Origin of the sequence: Methanospirillum hungatei JF-1 (genome assembly GCF_000013445.1) — an archaeon.
GTDB lineage: Archaea > Halobacteriota > Methanomicrobia > Methanomicrobiales > Methanospirillaceae > Methanospirillum > Methanospirillum hungatei.
Genome location: NC_007796.1, coordinates 1083097 through 1102529 on the forward strand (window position 1 = coordinate 1083097; position 19433 = coordinate 1102529).

At 44.5% G+C, this 19433-nt stretch carries 14 protein-coding genes and 1 tRNA gene; 8 read left to right on the forward strand and 7 right to left on the reverse strand.

Going from position 1 to position 19433, the window contains the following annotated elements; all coding sequences use genetic code 11:
* Positions 1-13: 13 nt before the first annotated feature.
* Positions 14-1066 carry a magnesium/cobalt transporter CorA gene (corA, locus tag MHUN_RS05060; protein WP_158498165.1) on the forward strand — a complete coding sequence of 351 codons (1053 nt, stop codon included), beginning with the start codon at positions 14-16 and terminating at the stop codon, positions 1064-1066.
* Here the strand turns inward: corA and MHUN_RS19715 are convergent.
* A complete protein-coding gene (locus MHUN_RS19715; protein WP_011447999.1) occupies positions 1063-5649 on the reverse strand; it encodes a PKD domain-containing protein in 4587 nt (1528 codons plus the stop codon). The two genes, corA and MHUN_RS19715, sit on opposite strands and share 4 nt — an antisense overlap.
* A gap of 67 nt (positions 5650-5716) precedes the next feature.
* Positions 5717-5800 (reverse strand) — tRNA-Ser (locus tag MHUN_RS05070).
* A gap of 351 nt (positions 5801-6151) precedes the next feature.
* On the opposite strand from MHUN_RS05070, the gene MHUN_RS05075 reads away from it, so the two are divergent.
* A complete protein-coding gene (locus MHUN_RS05075; protein ID WP_011448000.1) occupies positions 6152-6514 on the forward strand; it encodes a hypothetical protein in 363 nt (120 codons plus the stop codon).
* Between the two features lie 6 nt (positions 6515-6520).
* Here MHUN_RS05075 and thsA read toward each other — a convergent pair whose 3' ends face one another.
* From thsA to MHUN_RS05095, 4 genes are all read right to left on the reverse strand, one after another.
* Positions 6521-8119 carry a thermosome subunit alpha gene (thsA, locus tag MHUN_RS05080; protein ID WP_011448001.1) on the reverse strand — a complete coding sequence of 533 codons (1599 nt, stop codon included), beginning with the start codon at positions 8117-8119 and terminating at the stop codon, positions 6521-6523.
* 79 nt (positions 8120-8198) lie between these two features.
* A complete protein-coding gene (locus MHUN_RS05085; RefSeq protein WP_048067800.1) occupies positions 8199-8795 on the reverse strand; it encodes an orotate phosphoribosyltransferase-like protein in 597 nt (198 codons plus the stop codon).
* Between the two features lie 22 nt (positions 8796-8817).
* Positions 8818-9300 carry an NOB1 family endonuclease gene (locus MHUN_RS05090; RefSeq protein WP_011448003.1) on the reverse strand — a complete coding sequence of 161 codons (483 nt, stop codon included), beginning with the start codon at positions 9298-9300 and terminating at the stop codon, positions 8818-8820.
* A gap of 15 nt (positions 9301-9315) precedes the next feature.
* Positions 9316-10155 (reverse strand): ribose-phosphate diphosphokinase, encoded by an 840-nt coding sequence (locus MHUN_RS05095; protein WP_011448004.1) that lies wholly within the window; start codon positions 10153-10155, stop codon positions 9316-9318.
* Positions 10156-10240: 85 nt separating this feature from the next.
* Here MHUN_RS05095 and lonB point away from each other — a divergent pair, with 85 nt between their 5' ends.
* The 6 genes from lonB (at position 10241) to MHUN_RS05125 (ending at position 16814) form a co-directional block, all read left to right on the forward strand.
* Positions 10241-12283, forward strand: coding sequence for an ATP-dependent protease LonB (gene lonB, locus MHUN_RS05100; protein ID WP_011448005.1), 2043 nt, complete (start codon positions 10241-10243; stop codon positions 12281-12283).
* Positions 12283-13617: a TldD/PmbA family protein gene (locus tag MHUN_RS05105; RefSeq protein ID WP_011448006.1), complete on the forward strand. Its 1335-nt coding sequence runs from the start codon at positions 12283-12285 to the stop codon at positions 13615-13617. The genes lonB and MHUN_RS05105 overlap by 1 nt, the downstream gene beginning before the upstream one ends.
* Complete coding sequence (locus MHUN_RS05110; protein WP_083758403.1) at positions 13604-14893, forward strand: TldD/PmbA family protein; 1290 nt, start codon at positions 13604-13606, stop codon at positions 14891-14893. The genes MHUN_RS05105 and MHUN_RS05110 overlap by 14 nt, the downstream gene beginning before the upstream one ends.
* Positions 14894-15664, forward strand: a complete 771-nt coding sequence (locus MHUN_RS05115; RefSeq protein ID WP_011448008.1) for a type I 3-dehydroquinate dehydratase — start codon at positions 14894-14896, stop codon at positions 15662-15664.
* Between the two features lie 15 nt (positions 15665-15679).
* Positions 15680-15940, forward strand: a complete 261-nt coding sequence (locus tag MHUN_RS05120) for a DUF504 domain-containing protein (protein WP_011448009.1) — start codon at positions 15680-15682, stop codon at positions 15938-15940.
* A 214-nt stretch (positions 15941-16154) separates the two neighbouring features.
* Complete coding sequence (locus MHUN_RS05125) at positions 16155-16814, forward strand: Ig-like domain-containing protein (RefSeq protein ID WP_143709365.1); 660 nt, start codon at positions 16155-16157, stop codon at positions 16812-16814.
* A 1-nt stretch (position 16815) separates the two neighbouring features.
* Here MHUN_RS05125 and MHUN_RS05130 read toward each other — a convergent pair whose 3' ends face one another.
* Positions 16816-19401 (reverse strand): heavy metal translocating P-type ATPase, encoded by a 2586-nt coding sequence (locus MHUN_RS05130; protein WP_011448011.1) that lies wholly within the window; start codon positions 19399-19401, stop codon positions 16816-16818.
* Positions 19402-19433 lie beyond the last annotated feature (32 nt).

Here is a 19433-nt window from a genome sequence, read left to right on the forward strand (position 1 = left end):
ACCAGTACAGAAGGTGCCATATGAGGACCATGTTTCAATAAAGACTGGTCTCCCGCCAGGTATCCCGATTTACATAGGGAAACATGAACCGGAAGTTACCAAAGTTTCTGCTCTGATATATTCTGCTGATGGATTTAATATTTTTCCAGAGATACAAGCATCTGACATTTCGGAAATTCGATCCGGATATGGGATCTGTTGGGTTCACATTTCAGGACTGAAAGATATTGATAAAATAAATCAGATCTTGTCCGATGCAATCCTTCATCCATTAATTGCTGAAGATGTCTTTAATACCAAGGGAAGGGCGAAGGTTGAAGATTTTGGTGATACACTTTTTATAATTCTTGATATTATTCTCAGTAATGGTACAGAACTGCAATCACGGAAGATAAACATCATTACGAAAGAAAAACTGCTAATATCAATATCAGAAACCAGCAACCCTTTTGAGAATATTAAAACCCGCATTTCTCTTCCAAATGGAAAATTCAGAACACATGACGTCGATTACCTGATGTATTCAATTATCGACTCCGTTGTCGATACCTATTTTTTTGGTCTCGAAAGAATCGAGGATTTGTCAGAAAAACTAGAAGAACGGGTCGTTCATGATCCAAATTCGGATATCATCATAGAAATTCAGTCATTTCGACATACACTCATAAAATTCAAGAGACAGGTCTGGTCACTTCGGGATGTTATCATGCACCTGGAACGATCCGATTCTGATTTCCTGACAGATTCTACCAGGATATTCATGAGAGATGTATATGATCATGTGATAAAAATTTCTGAAGATCTTGATATTCACCGAGAAATGGCTGAAGGAATCATGGAAATATATCTCTCCTCAGTATCAAACCGTACCAATGAGATAGTCCGTGTTTTGACTGTAATTGCAGTTATCTTTATCCCACTGACCTTTCTTACCGGAGTCTATGGAATGAATTTCTCATATCTTCCGGGTATTGATCACCCTGCCGGACCTATAATCATTTTTGGTATAATGATCCTCATTACAACCAGTATGGCAGCGATTTTCAGATGGAAAAAATGGATTTAATCAAATACCTGAATTGCATCACGCAACTTTTTCGTTGAAACACCATACGGACCCTTTACAGTCAGAGATATGGTGTATGTTCCTGGCTTGATATATGAATGAACCGGATTCTGTTCAATAGAATTACTGCCATCACCAAAGTTCCATGACCATGATTCAATCGTTCCTGAAGAACGGTCTTCACAGGTGATGGACAGAGGAGTTTTTCCGCTCTTTTTGTTGATAGCAAAATCAGCTATTGGTTTGGATGTCTCCGATAAATCTAAATCATTCATATCAGATTGATTCTTTTTCTTGCTAATGTCTGAAGAGAATATGGATGGATTTATCCGGTCAGATTTTGAATAGGTCGGTCCCACTGTCACGACTTGATCAGCTGAACTGATTCCTGACGGTCCATACACCGTGAGCTTGACAATATATGAACCAGGTGCGGTATACCGGTGAGATGGATGTCTGAATTCCGAAACCGCTCCATCTCCAAACTCCCAGAGGTACCGATTTATACTTCCTGTAGATTCATCGGTGCACTGTACAGAGAGGGGAGCTATTCCTTCTGATGGTTTCAGACTAAAACCAGCAACAAGGGGTTCAGGTTCAGGTGAAACTACAATATATCCCTTTCTGCTGACCTGATTTGTTCCGGACGGTCCGGAAACTGTCAATGATACTGAATAGACACCGGTCTTATTGAATTCATGAGTCGGGTTTCTTTCAGTGGAGATCTCTCCATCTCCAAAGTCCCATTTCCAGTCAGATACCTTTCCCAGTGACTGGTCAGTAAACCGGACCGTTAATGGTGCATATCCGGTTCTTTTATCAGTTCTGAATCGTGCTTGTGGTGGAGTAAGAGAGGTACCTACTGTAATATAATCTTCTCTTACTTCTGTCGAGGAGCCATCAGGACCATGAACCTGAACACCGACGGTATAGATACCTGGATGGGTGTAGGTATGGCTAACCGTCTCACCAGTTCCATTTGATGAATCTCCAAAGTTCCAAATCCAATCAGATATTGTACCGGTAGATTCACTTCTAAATGTAACATGCAATGGTGCCGGGCCTGATACCGGGTCAGCAGAGAATGATGCAATTGGGATTGATATGGATTCTGTCACATTGATAAGATTGGTATTGATTATCTCCTGTGTATTTCCTTCAAATTCGCGAGTCAGGTGAACAGAATAGATCCCTGGTTTTGTATAGGTATGAGTAACTTCTGATTCATTCGAGGTCATTCCATCCCCGAATTTCCAGAGATAGGTTCCATTTTCCTTTACCCATGATGAACTAAAATCAACGGTAAGAGGTGCGGGACCTGTCTTCTCTGATACTATAATTTCTGGAATTAGTATTTCAGATCTTTCTTTCGTATCAGTACCTCTGCCTACCTCATATTTCGATACATTAGTAAGGGTTTCTGTCTTATTTATCGGGATCAGTATATCCGGCTCTATTTTTTCTGTTCCATTGATACGTGCACTCTGATTATCTGAAGACTCATTAGGAGGAACATTCAGACTAGTACGATTTGGAACAACCATTGGTTCAGAAATAACCGGGACAACTATTAGTGATTGATTCGATTGATTCGACTCATTAGAAATAATAAAAGGCTCCTCACCTCTTGTTTGAATCGGTGAAATATTGTCAGCTTTCGATTCAGGAATTACAGGAACTGGTTCCTTAACCAAAACCGGCCGGGGAGCAGAATATCGGTTCTCTCCACCAGGTCCTTTGACATTGAGTGAAACAAGGTATGAACCGGTGGCATTGTAGGTATGAACAGCATCTTGTGTTTTTGCAGACGATCCATCACCAAAGTCCCAGATCCATTCAGTAATCTCACCGAGTGACTGATCGGTGAACCTGACTGAATACGGGGCATAGCCTTCTGTGCCGTTACTTGAGAAATTCGCAACCGGTGGCGGGATTGGCATTGTAACATTCACAAATTCATTCTTGGTAATAGTACGGGATTGTCCCTGGAAATCCTGAATTGTGAGACTCACAGTATAGACACCAGGCATTGCATAGGTATGTACAGGCGATGGTTCATTGGAGGTATTACCGTCTCCAAAACTCCATTGCGAACTCATCACATTGCCGACATCCGATTTTCCAAATGTGACTGTGAGAGGAGCAGTTCCTTTCGCAGGTTCAGCATTGATGATTAATTCAGGGGATAGTGCAGATCCCAGAACAGATATCAGGTCTGTCCTTTCCACACTGTCATTCCCACCCGGTCCGTCCGCATTCAGAAGAACGGTGTAGATACCAGGTTTTGTATAGGTATGCTCAGGATTCTTTTCATTGGAAGTAAACCCATCCCCAAATATCCAGGTCAGGTTTTCGACATCACCGGTTGTTTTATCAGTAAATGCAACGGTAAGTGGCGCATCTCCTGAAATTGGAAGGGCAGAGAAAGAAGCATGGACTGGTTCAATAGATTTTTCAGCAATGATTAAATTCTCTTTTACAAGAACATCTGTACCATCCGGACCAGTTACACCAAGTTTTACATGATATGTTCCAGGGTTGGTATACACGTGGGCAGGGTTTTGTTCGGTTGATGAAATTCCATCACCAAAGTCCCAGTCCCATGCAGTAATTATACCCGTTGACTCATCATGGAATGATACATCCAGGGGAACATGTCCCTGAACCGGATCAGCAGAGAATTTTGCTTTGAGAACTGGAGGGGCTTCTAGCACGGTAATAACTGAATTTTCACGCAATTCATCTTTCCCGCCAGGTCCCCTGACGGTCAGCGTAATGGAATACTGGCCGGGCAAAATATAGGTATGAGTGGGATTTTTACCTCTGATTACCTTACCATCGCCAAAATCCCAGATCCATTCATTGATTTCACCTTCAGACTGATCAGTACATACTATGGCAAAGGGAGCAGTCCCTTCTGTGCTGCTTATAGAGAAATCTGCAACCGGAGCTTTTGGAGGTGAAAGTACAGATATAACCGAAGTTTTTACAATTCCTTCTTCAGAGCCGGCATAATGCAGAGTAAGGCTTACCGGGTAATCCCCGGGTTTGTCAAATATATGAGTAGGAGCCGGTTCAGTAGAGTTTGAACCATCGCCAAAGTCCCAGTATCTTGTTTCATACTCTCCGGTTGATGTGTCGGTAAATTGAACCGAAAGTGGAACATCGCCTGACGCAGGTGTACATACAAAGTTCACAGAAGGTTCAGATACGGAAGCAACAGGTTCAGATGTCTCATGTATTGCGGCTGTTGTAATTGGTTCAATGCTTTCTCCTGTAACTTCAGTATCTTCAGATGATTTTGAAATTTGGTTGATGGTATCAGTTGGTAAGACAATTTCTTCAGGTTCTGGAAGTACTTGTTCGGACTCAACAGATATTGGGTTACGCGTATCTTCAGGAGCAGGAGAAGGAACTGATTCAGTAAGAACTGGGATATTATCAGTTATAGGAGTTGGCAGTACTGGTTCAGGAACAGGAGAAAAAGAAGAAACAGGTACCGGAGTGGGAGTTGTTGGGGCCAGGGTCGGTGGCGGAAGATCAGGGTGAACTATAATATATGATGGTCTGGTCAGAATATCATCATTATGGGTACCGGTCACTTTGAGAGATACTTCATATGTTCCAGGTTTTTCATATACATGGGTTGGGTTTTCAAGTTCTGAAAATAATCCATCTCCAAATGACCATTCCCTCGAGACTATAGTTCCGGAAGTCTGTTCGTTAAACTTGACCTGCAGAGGAGTGGTTCCTTCAGTTGGTTCAGCAGTAAATGATGACACCACCGGAGTGATTACCTGAATAATTCCGGTTTTTGTAATTGTATCAGTACTTCCATCACCTTCAATGTGTAATGAGACATCATACGTTCCATCTGTCTGGTAAATATGTATTGGAGATTTTGCTGCAGATGTGGTCCCATCACCAAAGTCCCATAACCAGGAAGATACCAGTCCTGTTGATAGATCAGTGAAACTGACCTTCAGAGGCGAAAGACCAACCGCATCAGCCACTGAAAAATCAGCATGGATCGATGATACTGCAGGAACGGGTGCAGGAGTTGCAGGTACAGTATGTTCTGATACTGGTTCTGGCACATTCAGAACAGTCACCAGATCTTCAGGCTCCGTGATCTCTCCGTTCTGAACGACAATAGAAGACTTGGTATCTAAGGTGCGCTCTGTAAGAACCGGCTCAGACGATGAGACTGATTCTGAATCAGGTTCTGAAACCGAAATATATCCAATTCTTGTCTTTTTATCTGAACCGGCAGTTCCTGAAACAGTCAACGAAACCGAATATACACCGGGTGAAAAATACGTATGAACCGGATTTTGTTCTGATGAACTCTCACCATCACCAAATGACCATTCATAGTGGTCGCGTATTCCAGTAGAGAGATCGGTAAAGGAGACCGTAAAAGGAACATTTCCTTCTTGCTTATCAGCAGTAAAATCTGCTGTAATGGTTGTATGCGCATTCTGCACACTAATTGGAGGGAAGTCTCCAGTGGATGTACCAATGCACAGGATCAAAGATAACAGAATTACCCCGACTACTCCTGATTTAATACATAATTTCATATGCCCAACCCATCGTGATATAACCATATGAGTTTTTATATATAAAAATTATTATCTTAAAAATGAACGCCGAAGGGGAGATTTGAACTCCCGAGGTGTTACCACCAGTGGTTTTCGAGACCACCGCCTTCCCGGACTAGACTACCTCGGCACAGATGCTTTAACATGTTATCATTTCCGTTTGATAATAATATCGTCATCAAAAAGATATCCTATGTCACTATGGAATCATGAAGTCCCATTTTTTTACCACCTTACCTAGACTTTGCCCGGCGATTTTGCCCGGCAGATCACTACTCTTATAGAGAAATATGTTCCAGAACTATTGGTATCACCGATACCAGTCCGGCCCGGTCGATCACCCCTGCCATCCTGAGGGTCGGACACTACTATTCTGTAAAGGACATATGTCCATGCATAAAAGAGATAATCTTTTTGGATATAGTAGTCTCATAATGTATCAGGCAGAATATTCACTGCAATAATATGATGGTGGATGTACATGGGGCTATTTCGATCACATGATGATAAGCAGAATGGTGAAAAAATTTCCTGGTCGGTTCCCTTTCCTCCTGATTTACTTGCACGTCTTCGGGGTTTTTCTGCCGTTTCTATTTCAAAAGCTTCAGGAATGTATCTTGAGGATGTTTTTGAAATTCTGAAAGGTTCTCGTTCCAGAACCTCTCCTGAAGTAATTGAAATGCTTGAAAACGTATTAAAGAAACTGGAAGAGGATGATCAGCGGCTGGAAAAAGAGGCTGCAAAGATTAATTTTATGATCAAAGGGTTTGATGTACTCGAACAAAAGAAGCAAAAAAGACAGCTGAACAGACTTCCCGAAACCGGATATTATCTGGAAGAATAAAAAAGATTATTCCATTGGTTCTGGCTTTCCGCCTTTACCAGACTGGGATACCATCATATCATCAACCCGAAGCAGCATCTCTACAGCTTCTTCTGAGCTCTGTATTGCCTGCCTCTTGCATCTGATTGGTTCAATAACTCCTTCTTTCTGCATATCCACCAGTTTACCAGTGTACACATTCAGTCCGAAGTTCTTCTTCCCTTCTGCATGTGCCTTCTTTAACTCTACCAGTTTATCGATTGGATTATAACCGGAATTTTCCGCAAGGGTGATTGGTATAGCAGCGAATGCATCTGCATATGCTTCGATGGCGATCTGCTCACGTCCACCGACATTAACAGCATAGTCACGAAGGCGGACGGTAAGTTCACTCTCAACTGCTCCTCCACCTGGCACAAACAGTCCGTCTTCCATTGCATCCATGACTACCCGGGTTGCATCGACAACAGCACGTTCTAGTTCATCAACCAGGTAATAGGTAGAACCACGAAGAAGAATAGTCACAGTCTTTGGGTTCTTTGCACCAGTTATGACTACCATATCTGCGTCATCAAGTTGCTCTGCCTTCTCTGCAACACCAAGGTCACTCTTTTTCAGGTCTTCAGCTTTTGTAACAATTGTTGCGCCAAGTGAGCGGGCTGCAAATTTCAGATCTGCTTCCGGAACATCTTCAATGGCAAGAATTCCTGCTTTTGCAAGGTAGAACTGGGCAGCATCTGCAATTCCTTTCTGGCAGAGGAGAACATTTGCTCCGGTTTTTGCCACAGCATCTGCCATCTCCTTTAATGCACTCCGCTCCTGTTCTGCAAATGCTTCGACCTGCTCAGTGCTTGAGATCTTGATCTTTGATTTGACCTCTGTCTTTTTGATCTCAAGCTCCTTCTGAACAATTGCAACCTTTGCATTGATTACGCGTTTTGGCATCTCCTGGTTAACGCGGGTCTTGTCAATAACGCAGCCCATGATAAGTTCTGCATCATCCATGGTTCCGCCGGTGTGCTTTTTGATCTTAACATCATCCTCATTCACCGTTACCTTGTTTCCATCCTTGGTGGCAACTTTCATTACCGCTTCAACAGAGATATCACTAATTTTATCCTTGACGTCCTCAATTGATTTGCCGGTAATTGCAGTCTGAACAATCTTCTTCATGACGTCCTTATTGTATGCGTCAGTCTTAGATGCCATTGACTGCAGAATTTCAAGAGCCTTCAGCATTCCCATCCGGTATCCACGGCAGATGACGGTTGGATGGATCTTCTTGTTAAGCAGGGACTCTGCCTGTTCCATAAGTGAGCCTACAAGAATGACAGCAGTGGTCGTCCCGTCTCCCACCTCTTCGTCCTGGGTTCTAGAGACTTCAATGACCATCTTTGCCCCAGGATGCTGGACAGAGATCTCATCAAGAATCGTAATACCATCATTGGTGATGGTGACATCTCCGGTCCCATCAATGAGCATCTTATCCATTCCACGTGGACCTAAGGTGGACCGAACCGCCTCAGCAAGTGCTTTTGCTGCTGCTATATTGGAGCGCTGGGCTTCATATCCCTGTGTACGCTCGACATTCTGTTTCAGAATGATTACCGGTTGTTGAGCAAGCATAGAATATCCTCCGTTTCAATACAGGTGGATTTAAAGTTCTATATAAAAATTGTGAGTTCGTGTCTCATAATGAAACCGGTTAGTCTATTCGGGAGACCTTAAACAGACTGTAAACCGGAACGCCGTCAATGTCTCGAATGCCGCGCTTATCAAAGAGAACACAACATGCTACAGGAACCGCACCATGCCTTTTGATATAGTTAATTACTTCCTGCAAGGTTTTGCCGGAGGTGATAACATCATCCACCACTACTATTCTCTCTCCGGCATGAATGTCAAAATTACCGCTCATGGATCCGATTGGTTCATCTCCTCCGGCATGTTTGGCAGGATGATAAATACCAATTCGTACACCCTCTGTTACTGCCATCAGGGTTGCTAGCGGAATTCCGGATATGGCTATTCCCACATACACCTGGGGAACGGGTCCTTCAGGGTTTTTCAGATGAAGCCGTGAGAGGAGCATCTGGGCACTCTCCACCAAAAGCTGAGATTCGCCGGATACGGCAGTCCAATCTATATGTACATCTTTCGGGGTAGCCGCTCCTTTCTCCTGAGTCAGAAGCCAGGTCACGGTCTCCATAGAGAGGGACAATTCATCAGCAATCTGCCCGGGGCTGTGACCTTCACTCCGCAGGTGCCGTGCTTTTTGTATCAACTCATCCAGGGTAGACATCTGAACAGACATTTTCGTCAATCTATTTATTTTTTCGTCTTACCTGCAAACCACATATCGGACAGATAGAGTCAGCAGGCATGACATCATAATACTTCCCACACCCCGAGCACCGAAGTTTCCATATCCGCATTTCTGGCTTCTTCTGCATCATGGGATGGACATCGATATTCAGATATTGTGCGGTATTCTGGAGAGCAAAATCATCTGTACAAATTACTCCATGGACCTCGAAAGCAAGAGCAAGAAGATCAGTATCTGTTTCAGATAAGACATATCCATCTCCGGATTTCGTGGCGGCATTCCGAACAGTCATGAGAGATTTCTGATCCGGCTCTGATATGATCAGTCCTTGTGAGAGTAATACTTCAAGTCTTGCTTTCCCCTTAAGATCCTTTAGTTCGGCGATAACCCGTGGAACAGTCATTATCTTTCCGGTAACAGGGATGGAAATAAAAAATGCGGATGTATCCAATATCAATGCCGGAAGAGAATCGTTTGTCATCAGGTAAACCAAAAATCAGAGATATTCTGCCAGTACCTTTGCTGCTGAATAGGTACTACAGGCTCGTTCAACCGTATCACTGCAGGAGATTGAAGCAATTCCAGCACTGATGAGTCGCGTATAGGCACCAGAAGCCAGAACACCGTGAATTCCTACGGTATGAATCGACCGAGCTCCCTGTTCATACAGCATCATTGCAGCGGTTGCCTGAGTTCCTCCGGTCGAGATAATATCATCAAGAATGACCACATCACGCCCTGCTACCGGCACTGACTTAGGTTCTATCCTGACCTGTTCCCCGGATATACGGGTCTTCTGGAGATAATCACAATCCCAATTCCCATGAGAAGCAACATCCTGTCCAAGATGAAGCGCTCCCTCATCAGGACTTAAGATGAGTGGATTTTCAAGCGATAACGTATCAATATACGCTGCTGCCGGAGTGGAAAGAGAGACATCAGTTGCTTCAGTATGGAAATAATTCAATACTGATTTTTCATGGATATTTACCGTATAGACTCGTGATACACCAATTCCAAGGATGTGAGCTATCGCTCGTGCAGAGAGGGGTTCACCAGAATTGAATTGCTTGTCCTGTCTGGCATATCCCATATAAGGAATGATGAGTGAAATGTCGGACCCGGAATAAATATCTTTTAACAGAAGCAGCTCGACCAGATCATCACTAGTAAGAATGCTTCCACATATAATCACTTTCTCTGCGGGCTGCTCTGCACGCACATAGATCTCTCCATCAGGAAATTTCTGCCATCTGGTATCAATTACCGGAATATTCAATGCAGTTGCGAGCCGGCCGGCAAGAACCTGAGACCGTTGCGTACTGACAACCTTCATAATCTCATTAAGATTTGCTGAAAGTACTTAAACAATTGTCCATGAAATTATTACCACGAACGGTTTTGCAGGTGTCGATATTATAATGAATCGGGTGAACGAACCATCGGAGCGAGAAATTCAACCAGATACTCCGGAAACTACCAAAGTATGGGATGTTCCGGGTATAGAACCAGTGGATACACTGGATGATGAAACAGATGCGCCTGTTGTAAAGACTGATACTTCAGCTGCATCTGAAGAGAAAGAACCCCAGATACCAGTAGATGATGGCTCGTCACGGTCGGTTACTGTCCCTGAAAAACTCATTGATCAGGTAATCGGACAGGAACATGCGGTAGAGGTAATCAGAAAAGCAGCAATCCAGCGCAGACATGTCATGATGATCGGGACTCCGGGTACAGGTAAGTCCATGCTGGCAAAGGCAATGGCTGAGCTGCTTCCAAAGGAAGAGATGCAGGATATTCTTGCATATCCAAACTCTGACGATCAAAATGAACCTATCATCAGAACTGTGAAATCCGGCCGTGGCAAAGAGATTGTCACTGCTCATAAAGCAGAAGCGAAAAAGAAGATACAGTTCAGAAATACCCTCATCATGATCCTGATGATCGGTATCATCGGGTATGCTTTTATCACCTACCAGTGGCTGATGGGTATTATTGCTGCAGCATTTATCTTCATGGCTCTGCGGTATGCCACTCCCAGGGAAGAACAGATGGTCCCTAAACTTCTGGTCTCCAATGATAAGACAACAACAGCACCTTTTGTCGATGCGACCGGATCACATGCCGGTGCTCTTCTCGGAGATGTCCGCCATGATCCCTTCCAGTCTGGAGGACTTGAGACTCCTGCACATGACCGGGTTGAGGCAGGGGCCATTCATCGTGCACATAAGGGAGTTCTCTTTATTGATGAAATTAATACCCTGGGTCTTCCTTCACAACAGAGTCTCCTGACCGCAATGCAGGAAGGACAGTTCGCAATCACCGGTCAGAGTGAACGTTCATCAGGAGCAATGGTCAGGACTGAACCAGTCCCATGTGATTTTGTCATGGTCGCAGCAGGTAATCTTGACGCTATTGAAGGGATGCATCCGGCCCTGAGATCCCGTATCAGAGGAAACGGTTATGAGATCTATATGGAAGATACCATGCCCGATACTCCTGAAAACCGGGAAAAATTTATCAGATTTATCGCGCAGGAGATCAAAAATGATGGTATGATCCCTCACTTTGACCGGACTGCCATTGATGAAGTCATCCATGAAGCCAAACGACGTTCAAACCGGAAAGGCTACCTGACCCTGAAACTTCGGGACATGGGGGGTCTTATCAGGGTTGCCGGTGATCTTGCACGACAGGAGGGTGCAGAGCTTACAACCAGACGCCATGTTCTTGAAGCCAAGAAAACTGCCCGTTCCATTGAAGATCAGATATCCGGTCAGATGATACGAAGAACACGTGAATATGAACTTGCTGTCGTTGAAGGGACTGAGATCGGACGGGTGAACGGTCTTGCAGTCATGGGGAGTGATGCTGGATCCGTCCTCCCGATTATGGCTGCAATTACTCCGGCACAAGGTGATGGTGGTAACATCATCGCAACAGGACTTCTTAAAGAAATTGCACAGGAGTCAATCAAGAACGTAGGAGCCATCCTGAAGAGATTTACAGGAAAAGATATTAGAAATATTGATATTCATATCCAGTTTATCGGAACATACCAGGGGGTGGAGGGTGATTCTGCTTCAATTACGGTTGCCACAGCAGCTATCAGTGCGCTAGAATCAATCCCGGTCAGACAAGACATCGCAATGACCGGGTCCCTCTCAGTCAGAGGAGATGTCCTTCCGGTCGGAGGCGTCACCTACAAGATTGAAGCAGCAGCACGGGCAGGTATCAGGACAGTCCTCATACCAAAGGCAAATCTTGGTGATGTTCTCATTGAGGATGAATTTTTATCAACCATTGAGATCATTCCGGTAGAAAAGATAGATGAGGTACTCAAGATTGCCCTGGTTCCTGACAACCGTGAGATGTTCCTTGATAAGCTGAAAACAATCGCATGGTCCACAACCCGTTCGATTCTGGGAACTGATATTTCTGCACCCCGGACGGTAGTCTGATGTCTCTCCCGTACCGTTACTACGATGTCCGCAGGGTTACCGGAGAGGTTACCCAGATTGACGTGGACAATGGAAGAGTGGAACAAGCAGGCTCCTCATTTTTTGATAAAGCAGTCATCAGGGTTCTTGGAGAAAAGGGATGGGGAATACTCTCCGTATCTGGCGAAGAGGCTGAGTTTGAAACCCTTCCGGAGTCCTTCATTCAGGAAGCATATGCTGCATCACAGGTTACGAACATACATATCCCGATTCAGGAGACACCATCTCACCTCCATGTTGTACCTGCGATGAAAGAAAATCCGGCAGACGTAAGTCTTGATGAGAAAGTTACTATCCTGCTTGATATGTATAAGGCAACGAACGGGCAGGATATTGTCAGCCGTCGGATTAACTATATCGAAAAAGATGAAACGGTTTCATTCTCCGATTGTCTTGGTCATGCATACACCTATCACCTGTGCAGATGCGGTTTTTCAGTCCTTGCTGTCGCATCACGTGCAGGCATTGTCCAGATGGGATACGAACGGGATCATACCATATCCGGCCTGAACATACGGCATCGACAGGATCTTGCCAGAGAAGCAACAGAACGCGCCCAAAAACTCCTTGATGCAAAACCGGCGAAAGGAGGAGTGATGAGGGTAGTTCTGGATCCAGAACTTGCCGGGGTTTTTGCTCATGAAGCAGTCGGTCATGCCTCAGAAGGAGACCTGGTGAAAGAGGGAAGCTCCATTTTGAAAGGAAAGATCAACGAACAGATTGGATCAACACTCCTCACGATAGTTGATGATCCATCACTCCCGCAATTTGGTTTTTGTCCGGTGGATGACGAAGGAACAGAGACAAAACGGACAGAGATAATCAAAAATGGGATATTGTCTGCATATCTTCATTCCAAAGAGACACTTGCATCCGTAGGTGACGGGGTTGCAGGTCATTGCCGGGGGATGCCGGGTGTTGAGCCGATTGTCAGGATGAGTAATACCTTTATTGAAAACGGTGATTCTACCTATGATGAGATCATCTCCGAATGCAGATCAGGAATCCTACTCAAGGGATCACGGGGAGGTCAGGTAGACCCCGGACGGGGGATGTTCCAGTTTAATGCTGAGTATGGATTTCTGATTGAAAACGGAGAATGCACCACTATGGTTCGTGATGTTTCCCTGTCCGGAGAGATATTACAGACCCTGCATACCATCTCCCTTATCGGTAATGATCTGGCGCTGCATCCGGGATATTGTGGTAAAGGTGGACAGACAGTTCCGGTTACCGATGGGGCGCCACATCTTCTGCTTGACAATGCAGTAGTAGGAGGGTGTGAAATTGATTGAAGATATTCTCCGGGCTGCAAAACAGGTTGCTGATGAGGCTGAGGTTTTCTATGCTCATAGTGAATCAATTGCTGCAGATCTGAAACGGGATAGTATTGCCATCGGAAGTAAATCCAAAGGATCCGGCATTATCATCCGGATTATTAAAGATGGAAAGATTGGAGTATCCTGTACAGATAATCCAAAGACATGGAAGAACTGTCTTGAAGCAGCATGTGCCAGTGCCAGGTTTTCTGATCCTCTTCCCTGGAAAGGGCTTCCAGGGCCTGAAGAAGTAAACCAGAAACCCCTCGCCCTTGACAAACGGATAACTACCGATCCGGCCCTCGTTATTGATCTTATCAACCGGCTGAAGACAGGTGCTGAGGCATATACTGCAGATATCACCTCAGGATCAGCATCGGTCGCTATATCAGAACATACCATTGCAAATAGTAATGGTTTATTTTATAGTACTACCGGAACACAGGTTCATGTCAGTCTGGAGATGATTGCCGGTCAGTCCACAGGCTATGAATCTGATACGGCATGGAACCTTGACATAATAGATCCTGAAAAAACCGGGAAAGAAGCCGCCTTTTTTGCAGCCCGTGGTCAGGGAGGAGAAGAGATAGAAACAGGGATTTACGACGTGGTTCTCTCACCAATGGCAATTTCCCAGCTCCTTGATGCTGCAGTCATCCCTGCACTTTCAGGAAGAAATGTTCATACCGGACGTTCGGTTTTTGCCGGAAAAATGGGAGAGCATGTTGCAGGGGATACGATTTCTCTGATTGATGATCCAATGGACTCACGAGGGGTTGCCAACTGTGCATGGGATGGTGAAGGAATGCCTGTCCGGAAGATTCCATTCATAGAGAACGGTATTCTTCGATCATTTGCCTATGACTTGAGAACAGCATACCGGTACGGGGAAAATCCTACAGCCAGTGCTGTTCGGACCGGTCAATCCGGTGCTCCGGCTATCGGAAACCATAATCTCATACTGAAAGGACCCGAATATGATATTCTTTCTGATAAATCTGTATATGTACATGACCTTATCGGTGCACATACTGCAAACCCCATGTCAGGCGATTTCTCAGTAGAACTCTCATCACCTTTCTTTGCATATGATGGAGAACTTCAGGAGCCAATTAGGACCGGGATGATCTCCGGAAATATCTTTGATATCCTCCATAAAATTCAGGGGTGTAGCACGGATACCCGAACACTTGGTTCAACTATTGTGCCTTCTGTCAGATTATCAGGCATTTCTGTCATCGGGAGAGGATAAATGACATCCGATGCACTAAAGGCAGATCCCAACCGGCTTATAAAAATTATCGCATCTTTATCAAGTACCCGTGAATTACTCTCACCAGAGGTTACCAAGGCCGATGCATTGGAAATCAGACTGGATTTAATTACCGAGCCGATCGATGATGCATTACACTCACTTCGGACCTCCTTTCAGGGCCCGATGGTACTCACTGTCCGGAGTAGTGATGAAGGAGGGGCATATGCAGGAGGGTCGGCAGGGCTGTGGAAGAAATTAGAACCTTATATCGGACTTGTAGATATTATTGATCTGGAAATCAGATTTAAGGACCATGCCCCACAGGTGAAAGAGCACAATAAAGCCATAATAGCGTCCTGCCACCAGAACCGGATGCCTGATGATGATGAAATGCAAGCTCTTATAGAAGAGCTTCATTCTTTTGGCGATATTGTAAAAATTGCTGTACAGCCTCAGACAAAAGAAGATGTCATCAGACTTCTGAAAATTACTGCTGCTTGTCCCTACCCTATTATTATGAGTGTAACCGGAACTGTATATCGATATGCCAGGCCTCTGCTCTGTCTTTTTGGCTCTCTATATACCTATTGTTACATCCATAGCGAGACTTCACCCGGCCAATATAGTCTTCGTGAAATGCAACTTCTTGCCCATCTGCTCAGCCCTGGATTTGTCGATCCCTGGTTTGAAGGAAGACCGGTCAGGTCAGGAGATGCATCTGGCTATTATGAACGGGCTGAACAGTATAGGAAACATCTCGAATTTTAATGAATTCACTTTTTCATGAGGACGACACACCGGATACTACTTCGTATCTGGTATGACCCGGCATGCGATTTCTCAAAAGTAGTCATTGGATATCTGAACCGGGGGGCCAGTGGAAATTGTTCTACAATACATGGCTCTGAAGTTACAAGACTTGAAAACCGGTATATTGTTATAAACCATCATTTTGCATATGAGGAAGAGGTGTACATCCCGTACCACCGGATCTGGTGGATAACCTATGATAGCCGGATGATCTGGTCTCGTACTCATAGATAGATATACAGACTCTGATTGAATAACTTGCAATATCCTTTTTCAGACCCTCCAGTTAAATCTGAATCTTCCTCAAACCTGATAAGGCCGCACACAAATATAGTACATATACGGGATGCGATAGGGATCTGAAATGCAAATAACTTCTTTCCTGTTCATCCTGGTATGTGCATGTATTATTCTTATCTCTCACACGTGTGCATATCAGGATGAGAACATGGAAAATACTCATCCATCTGACCTCATCCAATTAAAAGAACTTCAGGATGAGGTCATTATTGGTGATAAAATCACACTTACGGGCCAGATTGACCGGTCATTATTCGGAACACAACCATCTGATGTAATAATCCTCATTACTGCGCCTTCTGGTTCACATGCCGACACCTTCATGCTGGCAAAACCTACATCAAACGGGACTTTCAGATATAACCAGATAGCTGATGTTGGCGGGGACTGGGGTTTTGAAGCATTGTATACCGGAATATACAGTGAAAAAGTTTCGGTTCTTGCAGTTCCGGGTAATGAACCTAAAAAGACTGCATTAACATTAAGCGGCTGGCCTACGTTTCCGAAAACCGGTGATTATGTCACTTTTAAAGGTCGGTTAACAGACAGTGAAGGGAAAGGCATTCCACATAAAGAGATCTTGTACAGGCTTGCTTCAAGCCCGGTCGGATGTCTTGGTGGATGCGCATTTGGTGGAATGCTTGAATGGAGGGAAGCAGGATCTGTTACAACAGACCTCAGCGGAGAATATTCATTCAGTCTTCCGGTTGTTGAGAGTGGAACTGTGCAGATTGAAGCGGTATTTTCCGGTGATGAAGGATATAGTGCAACCTCCTCAAGAGTACTGAAAATTACGGTATACGAATAAATTATTTTTTATATTGTTCAGGATTCTTATCAAAAGTATCCTTACATCCTTTATTACAGAAATAATAGGTTTTTCCTTCATAGGTAGATTTGAATTGGGCAGTATTCGGATCCACTGACATGCCACATATCGGATCAATTTCTTTATTCATGTACATACCTGATTTCATTTCCTGCATAAGAGCCGGGGGTGTATACTGTTTTAAAAGAAGAGAAAGACTGATGACCGTAACCGATGAGAATGCCATGGCAAGAGCCCCATATTCAGGTCTGAACGTGATTACAGGATAAAGAATTCCGGCCGCAAGTGGGATGAGAACAATATTATACGCAAAAGCCCAGAATAAATTCAACCTGATTCTTCCCATTACTTTCCTAGCTAACTGGAGAGCTGCTGGTATATGAATGAGTGAATCCCTAACCAGAACCACATCAGCACTTTCAATAGCGATATCTGTGCCAGAACCGATTGCAATTCCGGTATCCGCCCGTGCAAGAGCAGGTGCATCATTGATTCCATCCCCGATAAATGCCACCACATTTCCATTGTTTTGAATCTGAATTACCTGATCTTCCTTCCCTTCAGGTAATACCCGGGCAAATATATCGGTAATTCCCACCATAGACGCGACTGCATCGGCTGTAATCTGATTATCACCGGTAACCATACCGGACCGGATACCCATCTCTTTCAGGAGCCTGACAGCCCGTTCAGCTTCTGGCTTTACCTGATCCGCAATAGAGATAAGACCCAGAATTTGGTCGTCACGTGAGATGAGAATTGTTGTTTTCCCTTCTCTTTCCCGCCGGGTTACCAACTCTTCTTCGTTAGATACAAATGAGATCCCTTCGGATACGATGAAATCACGGGTTCCCAGTCGGACCACCCCTCCGGATATTGTTCCTGAAAGGCCGCTCCCGGAAATATTCTGAAATGATGTGACCTCTGCAGGTTCAATCCCCTCGTGGTGTGCTTTTGCGAGGATGGCAGAACTTATCGGATGGTCGGAGAGAATTTCAAGAGATGCAGCCATGGACAAGAGGAGTCTGGGATTACCGATGAATGAATCCACATCGGTGACAACTGGTTTTCCCTTGGTGATGGTTCCCGTCTTATCAAAAAGAGCCACGGTAATTTTATCAGCTATTTCTAAAACCGACCCATTCCTGATAAGTATACCAAGTTCGGCCCCACGCCCGATTCCAACCGTTACCGCAGTCGGTGTTGCAAGACCGAGAGCACACGGGCACGCTACAACAAGAACTGCAATCAGGGTCTGAAGGGAGAACCGAAGATCCATTCCTCTAATACCATACCAATAGAGAAATGCAAGAAAAGCAATAAGAAGAACAACAGGAATAAACCAGGTAACAGCATAATCAGCAAGTCTCTGGACAGGAGGGCGGGACCCCTGGGCCTCTTCAACCAGTCTGATAATCCGGGCAAGCATCGTGTCAGAGCCAACTCTCGTAGCTTTATAAATAAATGCCCCGTTTGTTACCAGAGTGCCTCCGATGACCTCCTGCCCTGGTTCGCGCAAAACAGCCAGAGGTTCTCCGGTTACCATAGACTCATCAACATAACTTGAACCTGATACCACGATCCCATCTACAGGAATCCTTCCTCCCGGTCTCATACGAATGATATCTCCAGGGATTACCTCCTGAACAGGAATGTCTATCTCAACCCCATCACGAATAACCGACGCAGAGTCAGCCTGCAATCCAATCAATGAGGTTATTGCTGATGATGTCCGCCCTTTTGCCCGCGCTTCAAGATACCGGCCAAGAGATAAAAACGCGGTAAGCATAAGTGCAGTCTCATAGAACAACATATTCATATCAAGAATAATGGAAAATGTTCCGAGAACACTTGCAAGATATGCAACCGATATTCCCATCGCATACATGACATCCATATTCAGGGTTTTATTCCGAAGAGCACCAAAAGCAGCACGAAAGATAGGAGTACCAAGCCAGAACAGAACCGGAGTTGTAATAAGGAACTGAACATATGACATCAGATGCATATCATGATCCGGAATATACATCATGCCCATAAGAACCAGAGAGAGACTAAAACCAATGATGATTTTAAAAAACTGCTTTTTTAACTGTATTTCCAGTAATTTTTCACTCTCATCTATCTCATCACGGTCAGTTCCGAGAAACTGATATCCGGCATTATCAATGACATCCCTGATTTTTTTTATATCTACAAGAGAAGGATTATAAGTGATATATGCCCGCTCATTCGACAGATTCACATCGGCTGATATCACACCATCTAAGGTCTGCAGGGCTTTCTGAACTGTCTGAACGCAGGAGGCACAGGTCATTCCTCCAACCTTTATAACCGCTTTTTCAAATTTGACCGAAAACCCACTCTTTTCCACAGCCCCGGTCAGATCTGAAACGGATACCTGTGAAGGATCATACAATACCCGTGCCTTCCCTGTTGCAAGGTTTACTTTTGACTCCATCACACCCGGTGTTGATGAAAGACTCTTTTCAACCGTAACTGCACAGGTGGCACAATGCATTCCGGATATCTCCAATTCAATCTCTTTTTTATTCTCCTCTGCCATACAGGAACCTCTTTTTAGAACCATCTTTTTCT

What these genes read in the sequence shown, in the direction of transcription:
- MHUN_RS05120 (WP_011448009.1), top strand. Translation starts at nt 15,680, where the DNA reads ATGAGGACGACACACCGGATACTACTTCGTATCTGGTATGACCCGGCA.
- lonB (WP_011448005.1), top strand. Translation starts at nt 10,241, where the DNA reads ATGAATCGGGTGAACGAACCATCGGAGCGAGAAATTCAACCAGATACT.
- MHUN_RS05095 (WP_011448004.1), bottom strand. Translation starts at nt 10,155, where the DNA reads ATGAAGGTTGTCAGTACGCAACGGTCTCAGGTTCTTGCCGGCCGGCTC.
- MHUN_RS05130 (WP_011448011.1), bottom strand. Translation starts at nt 19,401, where the DNA reads ATGGCAGAGGAGAATAAAAAAGAGATTGAATTGGAGATATCCGGAATG.
- MHUN_RS05105 (WP_011448006.1), top strand. Translation starts at nt 12,283, where the DNA reads ATGTCTCTCCCGTACCGTTACTACGATGTCCGCAGGGTTACCGGAGAG.
- MHUN_RS05125 (WP_143709365.1), top strand. Translation starts at nt 16,155, where the DNA reads ATGGAAAATACTCATCCATCTGACCTCATCCAATTAAAAGAACTTCAG.
- thsA (WP_011448001.1), bottom strand. Translation starts at nt 8,119, where the DNA reads ATGCTTGCTCAACAACCGGTAATCATTCTGAAACAGAATGTCGAGCGT.
- MHUN_RS05115 (WP_011448008.1), top strand. Translation starts at nt 14,894, where the DNA reads ATGACATCCGATGCACTAAAGGCAGATCCCAACCGGCTTATAAAAATT.
- MHUN_RS05085 (WP_048067800.1), bottom strand. Translation starts at nt 8,795, where the DNA reads ATGTCTACCCTGGATGAGTTGATACAAAAAGCACGGCACCTGCGGAGT.
- MHUN_RS19715 (WP_011447999.1), bottom strand. Translation starts at nt 5,649, where the DNA reads ATGAAATTATGTATTAAATCAGGAGTAGTCGGGGTAATTCTGTTATCT.
- MHUN_RS05075 (WP_011448000.1), top strand. Translation starts at nt 6,152, where the DNA reads ATGGGGCTATTTCGATCACATGATGATAAGCAGAATGGTGAAAAAATT.
- MHUN_RS05090 (WP_011448003.1), bottom strand. Translation starts at nt 9,300, where the DNA reads ATGACAAACGATTCTCTTCCGGCATTGATATTGGATACATCCGCATTT.